This is a genomic window from Prochlorococcus marinus str. MIT 9107 (assembly GCF_000759855.1).
GTDB lineage: Bacteria > Cyanobacteriota > Cyanobacteriia > PCC-6307 > Cyanobiaceae > Prochlorococcus_A > Prochlorococcus_A marinus_N.
On the sequence record NZ_JNAI01000002.1, the window covers coordinates 67,540 to 80,357 of the forward strand.

The window sequence follows — 12,818 nt, forward strand, 5'->3', positions numbered from 1 at the left end:
ATATATTAATTTTAATTATATTAATTAATTACCTTATTAAGCCAGTTCACAACCTTGTTAGCAAATATATCTGTGGAAGCATTTTTTTCTACCCATTCTCTACAATTCCTACGTTTTATTTTTTCAATAATCTCTACATAGAAAAGCAGATTTTTTTTATCATCAGGATCAGCAAGATACCCTGTTTGTCCATGCTGAATAATTTCACTAGGCCCTCCCCTTTTATAAGCTATAACTGGCACACCGCAGGCTAAAGCTTCAACAATTACGTTCCCATATGCCTCATTCCATTTCGGGGTATTTAGCAACACCCTACATTTACCAAGTTCTTTTTGTAATTCGTCGGTTGATAAAAAACCCATCCAATCTATAGTTCCTTTAGGAAATAATTGCTCTATCTTTGAGGCATAGCTAGCATCTTCTATAACTCCCCAAACATTTAATTTTTCGCCAAGTTCATTTGCTACATACACAGCATCCTCTAAACCTTTCTCCGGCGCAACTCTTCCAACCCAAGCTAAGGGTCCCTTCACTCTATCTTGAAAAGTATAGTTATCTAATTTAAACCCATTACCAATAATTGTTGGTTTTTTTATAAATGGATAATCATCAGCTTGTATTTTTGAATGAAAAGCAAAATTATCTGGATATTTAGCATATACCTTTGAGATTAAATTACTAATCACCGAACTTTCAGAACCCATACTTATAATGTGTGCTATGGGTATCTCTACATTTAGTGTCATCCAAATAGGCAACCAATCATAAGACATGTTCAACAATACATCTGCTTTTTTAGCAATATCTAATCCCTTCTCAAGCATGCCTGCAAGAAGCGAATTGTCGGGGATAGTTACTGGAGAGTTGTAATTTTGATGCTGCCAACTAATTTGATCTTCACCTTCTACAAAATGTAATTTTGCTTTTTCGTTGCTTTTATATAATTTAGAATTTCTAGGAGCTATCACCTCTACAGAGTGACCTAAAGAAAGCAAACCTGAAACTAAAGAGTTTAAAGTTAATTCAACTCCTCCACCTTTGCCGCTTCCTAGGAAACCTATTGGAGTACTAATCAAAACTATATGCATTATTTAGACTTTTACCACAAATACTCTAATTAGATAGTATTGTCTGAATATTTATTTTCCCATAAAGATCTTCTCTGGCTAACAAAAAATACAGAAATAAGAACAAAAACCACCCCTACCCATTGAACAATAGTAAGTCTTTCATCTAACCAAACACCTCCACTGAGAAGAGCAAATACAGGAGTTAAAAATGCAAGAGTACTAAATCCAGTTATTTCTTTATTATTGGCAAAGTAGAAAAACAATCCATATGCTAAAGCTCCTCCAAAAATACTTGCAAATGACATTAGACCCCAATCAAATATTGACCAGTTTGGGATAATTTGAAAATTTGATTGTAAGCAATGCTTAAAAACTAAAGGCACACTACCTAAAACCATATGCCATCCCGTAACTGCAACTGGATCACTTTTAGTACAGGTGAATCTAATTAAAATAGTTCCTAGTGCCATTGCGAGAGAAGCCGCAAGCATCCAAAGTTCTCCAAAGTTAAAAGCAACATCACTAATAGCCTTATCAGACATTAACCACCAACTTTCTAAAAATTCCTGCGGGACCCCTAACAGTATTATTCCTCCCAAGCCAAAAAGTAAGCCTAGCCAGCCTATTGGATTAATTAAATTCCCAAAAATCGCCCTTGCCAAAATTGCCACCAAAAGAGGCTGAGAATCAATTAATACAGAACCAAGACCTGCTCCAGTTTTTGCAATACCATATGTCAAAAACAACTGAAAAAAAGTTGCGTCGACTATTGTAAAAATAAAAAACCACTTCAAATCACACCTGTAAATATTTAAATCTCTTTTAAGCAAATATGTTGTAATTAGAACAAGTATTCCAGCAGGGAATAATCTTAAAGAAGCGACTAACTCTGGACCAGCACTAGCGACTAAGGGAGTCATTGCTGCCATTGAAGTGCCCCAAAGTGCAAACGGTAGTATCATTAAAAACCAATTTAGGATTGAATTCATTAGGTCTGCTGATAATCTTTTTAAAGTAAGTTTATGTTTTATCTTAAAAGAATGATTTGGCCTTTTAGACGAAAGTCAAAAAAAAGAATAGCTCGTATTGTAATTGATGAGCCAATAACTAGTTCAACAAGGGTTTCTGTCCTTAAAGCACTTAAGCAAATAGAGGATAGGGAATTTCCTGCATTGATCGTAAGAATTGATTCCCCTGGCGGCACAGTTGGAGATAGCCAAGAAATCTACTCTGCTATTAAAAGACTTAAAGATAAGGGATGTAAAGTCATTTCTAGTTTTGGGAACATTTCAGCTTCTGGAGGAGTTTACATTGGAGTATCCTCCGACAAAATAGTTGCGAATCCAGGCACAATCACAGGATCTATTGGTGTGATAATTAGAGGAAATAATTTATCTGAATTATTAGACAAAATTGGCATTAAGTTCGAAACTGTTAAAAGCGGTGTATTTAAAGATATACTTTCTCCTGATAAACCTTTAAGTGAAGAAGGCAGAATTCTGCTCCAAAGTCTTATAGATGAAAGCTACAAACAATTTACTGAAGCTGTTGCTGAAGGAAGAAATTTATCTGTGGAAGAGGTAAGAAAATTTGCCGATGGAAGAATATTCACTGGCACGCAAGCAAAAGAATTAGGTCTTGTTGATGAAATTGGAGATGAATTTTATGCGAGGGAAATTGCTGCAAAAATGGTTAACATTGATCCTAAAATTCAGCCCATAACATTTGGGAAGAAAAAAAAGAAAATCCTTGGACTTATTCCTGGAAGTAAAATTATTGAAAAAGTTTTCAATAATATCTTTTTTGAGATTGAGTCATCTAATAAAATACTTTGGTTATATAAGCCTTAAGTCAATAGGTACAAAAAAATGAAAGAGGATTATAAAATTACGTTTATAAGAGGTGCTACGACAGCATCTGGTAATTCTGTTAAAGAAATTGAAGTTGCCGTAGTTGAATTAATTAATGAATTAATTTCACGAAATAATTTGATCAAGACAAACTTATTGTCAATTACATTCACTGCGACAAAAGATTTGGATGCATGTTTCCCTGCTTCAATTGCAAGGAAATGTAATGGGCTTGATTCTGTTGCTTTTCTAGACTGTCAACAAATGAATGTCTTGAATGATGTCGATTATTGTATAAGAATAATGGCACAAGCTTTATTACCCGCTAATTTCCCAATTAGGCATCCTTACCTAAGAGGCGCTTCAAAATTAAGGAAAGATAGATGTTAACCTTAATACAACAATTTTTCCACTTAAAATTTGGATAGACCTAATTAGTCCTTTAAAAAATTAATCAATGTTAAAACAAACAAAGAAAGTTGCTTTAAATTCTCAGATTTTAAAATTTTTACTTATCCCTACGATTTTACTTTCAACTCCATTCTTTTACAAAAGTCAAGAGGCTAAAGCAGGATTAGAATTCCAATGGGACCAAGACTCTGGATTTAGAAGATTAAAGTGGCTGCAAAAACAAAATCAAAAAAGATTAAGAAATACAATTTATTTTTTCCTTAGGCCAGCTGATAGGCAAACTGAACTTTTAAAAATAAATCTAACTATACCTAAACCTTTTAAATCTCCTCTAAACAAAGAAAAAATAAGTTTTTGTAAGGTAAGAATAGGTGGCTTTGAAAATAGAACAAAATGCTTAGAAGATATTCCAGCCGATATTGAAATCAATACGGATGAATCATCCCTTCGTTCAATAAACATCTATCCCTACAAACCAATTCCCAATGATAAAGAAAGTTATGCAATTGTCTTAAAAGTATTTAATCCAAATAAGACTGGCCTATTTCAATTCCATTCATATGGGCAATATAAAGGGGAATCAGTTTCAAGTTATTTAGGAAGCTGGACTATAGTGATCGATTAAATGATAAATTAATTAGGGATAATAAAAAAAATGACTAAAAGAACTTTTGGCGGTACTTCAAGAAAAAGAAAACGCGTATCTGGTTTTAGAGTAAGAATGCGTTCACATACGGGAAGAAGAGTTATTAAAAGCAGAAGGCAAAAAGGTAGAGAAAGGATAGCGGTCTAAATCAAAATAAGATATGGCCTTACCTAAAGATATGCGTTTAAAAGGTCATAGGACTTTTAATTATATTCATAAAAATTCCATAAAATTTCATGGAAAATTAATGACATTTAAAGTAGCAAAATCAAATCCGGAAATCCTCTTATCCCATAAACTCACAAATACATCAAACAAATTTAGGGTGGCAATTGCTATTAGCAAAAAAGTTTCAAAAAAAGCTGTAGAAAGAAATAAATTACGAAGGATTCTGCAAGAGTGGTTATTAATAAACATTAACAAAATTAATAACCACAATCCTTATTGGTTACTTGTTAACCTTAAGTTTGGAGATTTCTGCAATGATAAAAATAGACTTTTGGAGGAATTTCAAATCTTAATGTTAAAATCTCGTCTTATCAAATGATTAGCATAAATGAAGAAACCTTTTACGAAGGGGGTCCTGCAAAAAGTGATTTAATAATAAATCTACTGGCAGGATTTACCATTCTTGGTTTGCCATTTACCTTTGCCGCAATAGTTAGGGCACTGTGGTTGAGATACAAAATAACAAATAAAATAATTACAATTGATGGTGGTTGGTTTGGTAAAAACAAAACCAAAGTTTCATTAAGTAACATTGAAGAAATTAGATCTATCCCAAGAGGGTTTGGATCATATGGGGATATGGTTCTTATTCTTAATGACGGTTCAAAAGTTGAAATGAAATCATTACCTCTTTTTAGAGAAAAGCAAAAATTTATCGAAGAAAATATAAATAAGAGATCACAAATTCCGAATATCAACGAGGTAGAAGGATTTGCTACTAAATCCTAAATAAATTAATTACAAAATCCTTTTTTTCCTGTAAAATAAAATGTCTAGTAAAATTACACTCTTTTTAATATCGTGATAGGGTTCATTTCTGAAAAACTACTTATCCCTATTCTAGATTTTTTCTACGGTTTAGTCCCTAGTTATGGGTTAGCAATTGTTGCATTAACAGTCGTAATAAGAATTGCGCTTTTCCCTCTAAGTGCTGGGTCTATTAGAAGTGCAAGAAGGATGAAGATTGCTCAACCAGTAATGCAAAAAAGGCAAGCAGAAATAAAATCCAAGTTTTCAGCTGATCCAAAGAAACAGCAAGAAGAATTAGGAAAATTAATGAATGAATTTGGCAGTCCTCTTGCTGGTTGTCTTCCATTGATTGTGCAAATGCCTATATTATTTGCATTATTCGCCACATTGAGGGGGTCACCATTTGCTGATGTGCCTTATAACATAAATCTTAAGGTGGTTCCCCAAGATCAAATTGCGACTATTGACCCAAAACCTTATAAGTCTCCAAAACATTCTATATTTATTACAGAGAAATCTCATTTCCCTGTAATAGCTACCATTCCTAATGGAACAAAATTAGGAACGGAAGAATCAATAAAAATAAATTTGCAAACGACAAATGGCAACAGCTATTCGGACGTTTTATCTAAATATGACAATGGGTCTAAATTTCTCCCTACTTGGAAAGTTTCGAAAGGTTCTGAGAATTTAAAAGTCTCACAAGATGGCACGGTAACTGCTATAAAACCAGGTGATGCAACAATAGAAGCTAAAATTCCAGGCCTAGCCGCTAAAAGTGGATTTCTTTTTATAAAAGCACTTGGCCAAGTTGGATTTTATGTAGATGGCTCTATTAATTGGGACATTGCTACACTTGTTGGAGCATTCGGGTTAACTTTACTACTCTCTCAAGTTTTATCAAGTCAGGGAATGCCTGCAAACCCGCAGCAATCAACAGCCAACAAAATTACTCCAGTAATGATTACTGGTATGTTTCTTTTTTTTCCACTCCCAGCAGGAGTATTACTCTATATGGTTGTTGCGAACATATTTCAGGCATTTCAGACTTTTCTTCTTAATAAAGAAACCCTTCCTGAAAATCTCCAGAAAATTTTGGATCAACAATTATTGGCAAAAAATGAAGTAATTACTACTACTGCTTCAACTATCTCCGACAAGAGATTGCCTTTTGAACCCAATAGTAAAAAATAATCTTAATCTTAAAGAATGAATTCATGGTGTAAAAATTTAGAATTACTTATTAAATCAAGAACTTCATTAATTTGGATAAGGACTAAAGAAGAAGAAAGATTAGAAAAATTAGTTAATTTCTCTTGTGAAAGATTACATATAAAAAGATTCATTCGCTGGGATTGTGTCAACGGTATTAAAGGATTAATAAATGAAGAAGGTAAATTTTCTAACAATCCGTTAGGAGTGCTTAATTGGCTTAAGGAACAAAGTTCTGAAGTTTCAACAGTTTTATTATTAAAAGATTTTCATAAATTTTATGATGATCCATCAATTAATAGAACTATTAAAGAACTATCTTCATCACTTAAGGAAACTACTCATAATTTAATTATTAGTTCTCATATATTGCCATCTTCAGAAGAGCTTGATGAATTAATGGCAATTGAAAACTTACCTTTACCTGATCAAAAAGAATTGAAAAACCTAATAGAAAAAATTGCTAATAATACCAATTCAAATCTTGATGAAAAAGACTTAAACGAACTTTCTCTTGCTTCAAGTGGACTAACTGAAATAAAAGTCAAGCAAGTCACTGCAAAGGCCCTTGCTCAAAGAGGAAAAATAAGTAAAGAAGATATTAAAGATATCCTTGAAGAAAAGAAAAAAGTTATAGCAAGAAGTGAAATTTTAGAATTTTTCGAAGCCAAATCAGGTCAAGATGATATTGGTGGTTTAAATGTTTTAAAAGGTTGGCTGAATCAAAGATATAGAGCCTTTTCTAAAGAAGCCAGAGAATATGGATTACCTATTCCCAAGGGGGTCTTACTTGTTGGAGCGCAAGGAACAGGGAAATCACTTACAGCAAAATCAATTTCAAAGAATTGGTCCATGCCCTTACTTAGACTAGATGTGGGAAGACTCTTTTCTAGCCTTGTTGGTTCAAGCGAGGCAAGAACAAGAGAGACAATATCAAGAGCTGAGGCCATGTCACCATGTATTCTTTGGATCGATGAAATTGATAAAGGCTTTGGGGGCGACGCCAGAAGTGATGGTGGTACAAGTCAAAGGGTTTTGGCAAGTTTGCTAACTTGGATGGCTGAAAAAGAATCCGCGGTATTTGTAATTGCCACTGCTAATGCTATAGATAAGCTTCCTGCAGAATTATTAAGGAAAGGTAGGTTTGATGAAATATTTTTTCTTGATTTACCAAATTCAGAAGAAAGATTAAGCATTCTGGATTTGCACTTAAAGAAAAGAAGACCAAGTTATAGTTTTCCTCTCTCTACTATTATTGATAGAACAGATGGATTCTCTGGCGCAGAACTTGAACAGGCAGTAATAGAGGGGATGCACATTTCATTTTCAGAAAATAGAGAGCTTATGGAGAAAGATTTAATAATGGCAGTTTCTGAATTAGTGCCCTTATCCAGAACTGCTAAAGAGCAAATTGATTTACTAAAAGAATGGTCATCTACAGGGCGGGCGCGTTCTGCATCGTAATTAAAATTTAATCCATTAAAAATGAGTTATGAGTAAGTAATCATTAATTTAGTTAATTTTTTATTATAAATCCCAAATATTTAATTCTTATTAACTATCTTAATTAAGGTATAAAAAAAAAGAGTGTTAGACCAAAAATTAATAAGAGAAAACCCAACGTCTGTTGAAGACCATTTATCCTTGAGAGGAAAAATTTATAAGATTTCCCACATACACGAATTAACAGTTAAAAAAAAAGAAATTGATATAGAAATATCTAGCCTTCAATCAGAAAGTAAAAAATTAAGCAAATTAATAGGTCAAGTTATTGGCAAATCACAAAACAATAATCCAGAAGAACTTAGTGATTTAAAAAAAAAGGGAAACGAATACAGAATAAAAATTTCTGAACTTGAAGAGAAACAAAGGATATTAGATAAGCAAGTAGATGATGAGATTTATAATTTACCAAATTTACCTAGTAAAGATGCTCCTATCGGTAAAGATGAAAGTGATAATGTATCAATAAAGACTTGGGGAGATCCTGTTAGAGAAGAGAATATTAAATCACACTGGGAAATAGGCGAAAGTCTAAATATTTTTGAATCTGTAAAATCAACAAAAATATCTAAAAGTCGTTTTATTACTCTTATTGGTAATGGTGCCAGACTAGAGAGGGCATTGATTAATTTCATGATAGATATGCATACTAAAAATGGTTATTTAGAGTTAATGCCCCCAGCTTTAGTTAATTCAGAAAGTCTTAAGGGATCTGGACAATTACCTAAATTTTCAAATGAAAGTTTTAAGTGTTCTAATGACGATTTGTGGCTTTCTCCAACAGCTGAAGTTCCTACGACTGCTTTTCATAGAAATGAGATTATTGATCATAAGCAGTTACCTTTAAAGTATGTTGCATATAGTCCATGTTTTAGAAGAGAAGCTGGAAGTTATGGAAGGGATACTAAGGGTTTAATAAGACTTCACCAATTTAATAAGGTTGAGCTTTATTGGTTTTGTGATCCAAGTAAATCTTTAGAAGCTCATAAAAAGATTACTTCTGACGCAGAAAGCATTTTGAAAATGCTTGATTTACCCTACAGATTAGTAGATATTTGTACAGGAGATTTAGGCTTCTCTTCTAGTAGAACTTTTGATCTTGAAGTTTGGCTACCCAGTAGTAAATGTTATAGAGAAATTTCAAGTTGTAGCAATTGCCTTGACTTTCAAGCACGCAGATCGTCAATAAGAACAAAAATTGATAAAAAAAATACATACTTACACACCTTAAATGGTAGTGGTTTAGCTATTGGAAGGACAATGGCTGCAATTCTTGAGAATTGTCAACAAAAAGATGGGAGCGTCAAAATTCCAGATGCTCTAGTTCCATACTATGGATCAAATTTTTTAAAAACTGCTTAATATAAGAAAATGAATGTTTTAACCTCAATAACGGTACTTGGATTTCTCATTTTTTTTCATGAGATGGGACATTTTCTTGCAGCAATTTTACAAGGAATTTATGTTGATGGATTTTCAATTGGATTTGGACCATCAATAATTCAGAAAAAATATAAAGATATCACCTATTCATTTAGAGCCTTTCCTTTGGGAGGCTTTGTTTCCTTTCCTGATGAAGAACTAAATAATATTGATCCTAAAGATCCAAACCTTTTAAAAAATAGACCAATCTTTCAAAGAGTCATTGTAATCTCCGCTGGAGTATTCGCTAATTTATTACTTGCCTACACAATTTTAATTGTAAACGTAACTGCCGTTGGTATTCCATTTGATCCAGAACCAGGAATTTTAGTTTTGGCGACTCAACCTGAGAAGGCTGCCTCGCTTGCTGGCCTAGAACCAGGAGATAAAATATTAGAAATTGAAACTAGCGCACTTGGAGTGGGAGACCAAGCTGTTTCTACTTTAGTAAAAGTGATTCAGAATTCTTCGGAAAACCCAATTTCAATAAAAATCGAAAGAGATGGACTTTTAAAAGATTTAACTTTAATACCCAAAAATGTAGATGGGAAAGGTACTATAGGAGCTCAATTACAACCAAATATAAGGAAAGAAACTAAAAAGACAAAAAACGTTTACGAACTTTTTAAATACACGAATCATGAGTTTTCATCACTTTTAGTAAAAACAATCCAAGGTTATAAAGGTTTAATAACAAATTTCGCCTCAACAGCTCAACAACTCAGCGGCCCAGTAAAAATAGTTGAGATTGGCGCTCAACTATCACAACAGGGAGGTACGGGGATATTATTATTTGCGGCTTTAATTTCTATTAATTTAGCAGTTCTTAATTCTTTACCTTTACCATTACTAGACGGAGGGCAACTTGTTTTCACTTTGATTGAGGGATTTAGGGGAAAACCTGTCCCAGTGAAATTACAAATGGCAGTCACACAATCAAGTTTTTTTCTTTTAGTTGGCCTTAGTGTTCTTCTTATTATTAGGGATACGAGCCAATTATTAATAGTTCAAAGATTACTCAACCAATAACTAATTTTATAGATTTGCAGGTTGAGCTGTTAATATGTTCTTAGTTTACGAAAATTTTAAATGGCGAAAAAGTCCATGATTGCTAGGGAAGTTAAACGCAAAAAACTTGTTTTAAAATATGCTGCAAAAAGAAAATCTTTATTAGAAGAATTTAATGCGGCTAAAGATCCCATGGAAAGATTAGAAATTCATAGAAAGATTCAAGGACTTCCTAGAAACTCGGCACCAAATAGAGTCAGGAATAGATGCTGGGCAACGGGTAAGCCAAGGGGAGTTTATAGAGATTTTGGTCTTTGTAGGAATCAGTTAAGACAAAGAGCTCACAAAGGTGAACTTCCAGGGGTAGTAAAATCTAGTTGGTAATCAGATTTTAATTTTTAAATATTCTTTTACAATAATTTGATAATTTAAGATATTAAAGTTTATTTTTAGGAAAATTTTAAAAGATTTTATAGTTTATCTAAATAATTTACTCAATATGTCCCTATTAAATGTAAGAATAAATTATGTATAGATTTATAATTTAAACAGTGGAAGGACAAAATAAGTCGATCACGTTTGACGGACGAGAGATACGACTAACTACAGGACTATATGCTCCTCAAGCAAGCGGATCAGTAATGATTGAGTGTGGAGACACCTCATTATTAGTTACAGCGACAAAAACTACCAAGAAAGAAATACCTGACTTTCTCCCTCTTATATGTGATTACGAGGAGAAACTATATGCTGCCGGGAGAATTCCTGGTGGTTTTATGCGTAGAGAAGGTCGTCCACCAGAAAGAGCAACTTTAATTTCAAGATTGATTGATAGACCTATGCGTCCTCTTTTCCCATCTTGGTTGAGGGATGAAATACAGATAGTTGCTTCTTGCCTTTCTCTGGATGAAAGAGTACCTGCTGACGTTCTTGCTGTTACAGGAGCATCAATTGCAACTTTGCTTGGTGAAATACCATTCTATGGGCCTATGGCTGCAGTTAGAGTCGGATTAATAGGAGATGATTTTATCCTTAATCCAAGCTATAGAGAGATAGAAAAAGGTGATCTAGACATTGTTGTTGCAGGCTCACCTGAGGGTATTGTAATGATTGAAGCAGGTGCCAATCAGTTATCCGAGCAAGATACAATTGAAGCCATAGATTTTGGATATGAAGCTGTTACTGAACTCATTAAATCTCAAGAAGATTTGTTAAAAGATTTAGGAATAAAACAGATTAAACCATCCGAGCCTGAAGAAGATAAAACATTGCCTTCTTATTTGGGAAAAAATTGCACAAAAGCCATTGAGATAGTTTTAAAGAAATATGATCAGTCCAAAGAAGAAAGAGATCTTGAATTAGAGAAAATAAAACTTGATATTCAGGGCAAAATAAATTCTCTTAAAGAAGATAATCAATTAAAAGTTTTAATTTCAGAGAATGATAAATTAATTCACTCCGACTTTAAAAAATTAACCAAAAAATTAATGAGATCTCAAATCATCAATGATGGGAAAAGAGTTGACGGAAGAGATCTTGATGAAGTTAGAAAAATATCTGCCAAAGCAGGAATTCTTCCTAAGAGAGTTCACGGTTCAGCATTATTTCAAAGAGGCTTAACCCAAGTATTATCTACAACTACTCTTGGAACCCCAAGTGATGCACAAGAAATGGATGATCTTAATCCAAGTACTGAAAAAACATATTTGCATCACTATAATTTCCCACCTTATTCAGTTGGAGAAACTAGACCAATGCGAACTCCAGGAAGAAGAGAAATAGGCCATGGTGCATTAGCTGAAAGAGCAATCATACCAGTATTACCTGGCAAAGAGACATTTCCATATGTACTTCGTGTAGTTAGCGAGGTCTTAAGTTCCAACGGTTCAACTTCTATGGGATCTGTATGTGGGAGTACACTTTCTCTACTTGATGCTGGGGTCCCTTTGAAAGCTCTTGTTAGTGGAACTGCCATGGGTTTAATAAAAGAGGACAAAGAGGTCAGAATCCTTACAGATATTCAAGGGATTGAAGATTTTCTTGGAGATATGGATTTTAAAGTTGCAGGCACTGAGAAAGGTATAACTGCTTTACAGATGGACATGAAAATCACGGGACTACCAGTATCTATAATTTCAGATGCGATAAAAAAGGCTCGTCCTGCTAGGTTACACATTTTAGAAAAAATGCAAGAGGCTATTGATAAACCTCAAGAATCCCTATCACCACATGCTCCAAGACTTTTAAGCTTCAGAATTGATCCAGAACTTATAGGAACAGTTATTGGACCTGGAGGAAGAACAATAAAGGGAATAACTGAAAGAACTAATACCAAAATAGATATAGAGGATGGAGGCATAGTAACTATCGCTTCTCATGACGGAGCAGCAGCAGAAGAAGCTCAAAAAATTATTGAAGGTTTAACTCGCAAAGTGCATGAAGGTGAGATTTTCTCGGGTGTTGTAACTCGAATCATTCCAATTGGAGCCTTTGTCGAAATCCTACCGGGTAAAGAAGGAATGGTACACATATCACAATTATCTGAAGCAAGATTTGAAAGAGTTGAGGATGTTGTTAGACAGGGAGATGAAGTTACTGTAAGAGTTAGAGAAATAGATAGTAGAGGTCGAATAAATTTAACCTTAAGGGGAGTCTCTCAGAATGGAGGAATGTCTTATCCTGAACCAACTCCAACTCCAGTAGCCCCACTAAATTAAA

14 protein-coding genes are annotated in these 12,818 nt (G+C 33.7%); 12 read left to right on the forward strand and 2 right to left on the reverse strand.

Annotation, left to right across the window (positions count from 1 at the left end; translation table 11 throughout):
• Nucleotides 1-20: 20 nt before the first annotated feature.
• Nucleotides 21-1,088 carry a glycosyltransferase family 4 protein gene (locus EU92_RS07680; protein ID WP_032512956.1) on the reverse strand — a complete coding sequence of 356 codons (1,068 nt, stop codon included), beginning with the start codon at nucleotides 1,086-1,088 and terminating at the stop codon, nucleotides 21-23.
• A gap of 29 nt (nucleotides 1,089-1,117) precedes the next feature.
• Nucleotides 1,118-2,059 carry a DMT family transporter gene (locus tag EU92_RS07675; protein WP_032512957.1) on the reverse strand — a complete coding sequence of 314 codons (942 nt, stop codon included), beginning with the start codon at nucleotides 2,057-2,059 and terminating at the stop codon, nucleotides 1,118-1,120.
• A 51-nt stretch (nucleotides 2,060-2,110) separates the two neighbouring features.
• On the opposite strand from EU92_RS07675, the gene sppA reads away from it, so the two are divergent.
• The 12 genes from sppA to EU92_RS07615 all read left to right on the forward strand — a co-directional run bounded on the left by sppA (nucleotide 2,111) and on the right by EU92_RS07615 (nucleotide 12,817).
• Complete coding sequence (gene sppA, locus EU92_RS07670; RefSeq protein ID WP_032513171.1) at nucleotides 2,111-2,920, forward strand: signal peptide peptidase SppA; 810 nt, start codon at nucleotides 2,111-2,113, stop codon at nucleotides 2,918-2,920.
• Nucleotides 2,921-2,938: 18 nt separating this feature from the next.
• The gene (aroH, locus tag EU92_RS07665) at nucleotides 2,939-3,310 is read left to right on the forward strand and encodes a chorismate mutase (RefSeq protein WP_032512958.1); all 372 of its coding nucleotides are present in this window, start codon (nucleotides 2,939-2,941) and stop codon (nucleotides 3,308-3,310) included.
• Between the two features lie 67 nt (nucleotides 3,311-3,377).
• Nucleotides 3,378-3,956 (forward strand): DUF2808 domain-containing protein, encoded by a 579-nt coding sequence (locus EU92_RS07660; RefSeq protein ID WP_032512959.1) that lies wholly within the window; start codon nucleotides 3,378-3,380, stop codon nucleotides 3,954-3,956.
• A gap of 30 nt (nucleotides 3,957-3,986) precedes the next feature.
• Nucleotides 3,987-4,124, forward strand: a complete 138-nt coding sequence (gene rpmH, locus EU92_RS07655) for a 50S ribosomal protein L34 (protein WP_002808184.1) — start codon at nucleotides 3,987-3,989, stop codon at nucleotides 4,122-4,124.
• Between the two features lie 13 nt (nucleotides 4,125-4,137).
• The gene (locus EU92_RS07650; RefSeq protein ID WP_032512960.1) at nucleotides 4,138-4,524 is read left to right on the forward strand and encodes a ribonuclease P protein component; all 387 of its coding nucleotides are present in this window, start codon (nucleotides 4,138-4,140) and stop codon (nucleotides 4,522-4,524) included.
• A complete protein-coding gene (locus EU92_RS07645) occupies nucleotides 4,521-4,934 on the forward strand; it encodes a PH domain-containing protein (protein WP_032512961.1) in 414 nt (137 codons plus the stop codon). Before EU92_RS07650 ends, EU92_RS07645 begins: the two co-directional genes overlap by 4 nt.
• A 72-nt stretch (nucleotides 4,935-5,006) precedes the next feature.
• Complete coding sequence (gene yidC, locus EU92_RS07640; protein ID WP_032512962.1) at nucleotides 5,007-6,149, forward strand: membrane protein insertase YidC; 1,143 nt, start codon at nucleotides 5,007-5,009, stop codon at nucleotides 6,147-6,149.
• Nucleotides 6,150-6,164: 15 nt separating this feature from the next.
• A complete protein-coding gene (locus EU92_RS07635; RefSeq protein ID WP_032512963.1) occupies nucleotides 6,165-7,631 on the forward strand; it encodes an AAA family ATPase in 1,467 nt (488 codons plus the stop codon).
• A 123-nt stretch (nucleotides 7,632-7,754) separates the two neighbouring features.
• Complete coding sequence (gene serS, locus EU92_RS07630; protein WP_032512964.1) at nucleotides 7,755-9,032, forward strand: serine--tRNA ligase; 1,278 nt, start codon at nucleotides 7,755-7,757, stop codon at nucleotides 9,030-9,032.
• Nucleotides 9,033-9,041: 9 nt separating this feature from the next.
• Nucleotides 9,042-10,121 carry an RIP metalloprotease RseP gene (gene rseP / locus EU92_RS07625; protein ID WP_032512965.1) on the forward strand — a complete coding sequence of 360 codons (1,080 nt, stop codon included), beginning with the start codon at nucleotides 9,042-9,044 and terminating at the stop codon, nucleotides 10,119-10,121.
• Nucleotides 10,122-10,181: 60 nt separating this feature from the next.
• Nucleotides 10,182-10,484 (forward strand): 30S ribosomal protein S14, encoded by a 303-nt coding sequence (gene rpsN, locus EU92_RS07620; RefSeq protein ID WP_032512966.1) that lies wholly within the window; start codon nucleotides 10,182-10,184, stop codon nucleotides 10,482-10,484.
• A 167-nt stretch (nucleotides 10,485-10,651) separates the two neighbouring features.
• Nucleotides 10,652-12,817, forward strand: a complete 2,166-nt coding sequence (locus EU92_RS07615) for a polyribonucleotide nucleotidyltransferase (RefSeq protein WP_032523506.1) — start codon at nucleotides 10,652-10,654, stop codon at nucleotides 12,815-12,817.
• Nucleotide 12,818 lies beyond the last annotated feature (1 nt).

What these genes read in the sequence shown, in the direction of transcription:
- EU92_RS07680 (WP_032512956.1), bottom strand. Translation starts at nt 1,088, where the DNA reads ATGCATATAGTTTTGATTAGTACTCCAATAGGTTTCCTAGGAAGCGGC.
- EU92_RS07675 (WP_032512957.1), bottom strand. Translation starts at nt 2,059, where the DNA reads ATGAATTCAATCCTAAATTGGTTTTTAATGATACTACCGTTTGCACTT.
- sppA (WP_032513171.1), top strand. Translation starts at nt 2,111, where the DNA reads ATGATTTGGCCTTTTAGACGAAAGTCAAAAAAAAGAATAGCTCGTATT.
- aroH (WP_032512958.1), top strand. Translation starts at nt 2,939, where the DNA reads ATGAAAGAGGATTATAAAATTACGTTTATAAGAGGTGCTACGACAGCA.
- EU92_RS07660 (WP_032512959.1), top strand. Translation starts at nt 3,378, where the DNA reads ATGTTAAAACAAACAAAGAAAGTTGCTTTAAATTCTCAGATTTTAAAA.
- rpmH (WP_002808184.1), top strand. Translation starts at nt 3,987, where the DNA reads ATGACTAAAAGAACTTTTGGCGGTACTTCAAGAAAAAGAAAACGCGTA.
- EU92_RS07650 (WP_032512960.1), top strand. Translation starts at nt 4,138, where the DNA reads ATGGCCTTACCTAAAGATATGCGTTTAAAAGGTCATAGGACTTTTAAT.
- EU92_RS07645 (WP_032512961.1), top strand. Translation starts at nt 4,521, where the DNA reads ATGATTAGCATAAATGAAGAAACCTTTTACGAAGGGGGTCCTGCAAAA.
- EU92_RS07635 (WP_032512963.1), top strand. Translation starts at nt 6,165, where the DNA reads ATGAATTCATGGTGTAAAAATTTAGAATTACTTATTAAATCAAGAACT.
- rseP (WP_032512965.1), top strand. Translation starts at nt 9,042, where the DNA reads ATGAATGTTTTAACCTCAATAACGGTACTTGGATTTCTCATTTTTTTT.
- rpsN (WP_032512966.1), top strand. Translation starts at nt 10,182, where the DNA reads ATGGCGAAAAAGTCCATGATTGCTAGGGAAGTTAAACGCAAAAAACTT.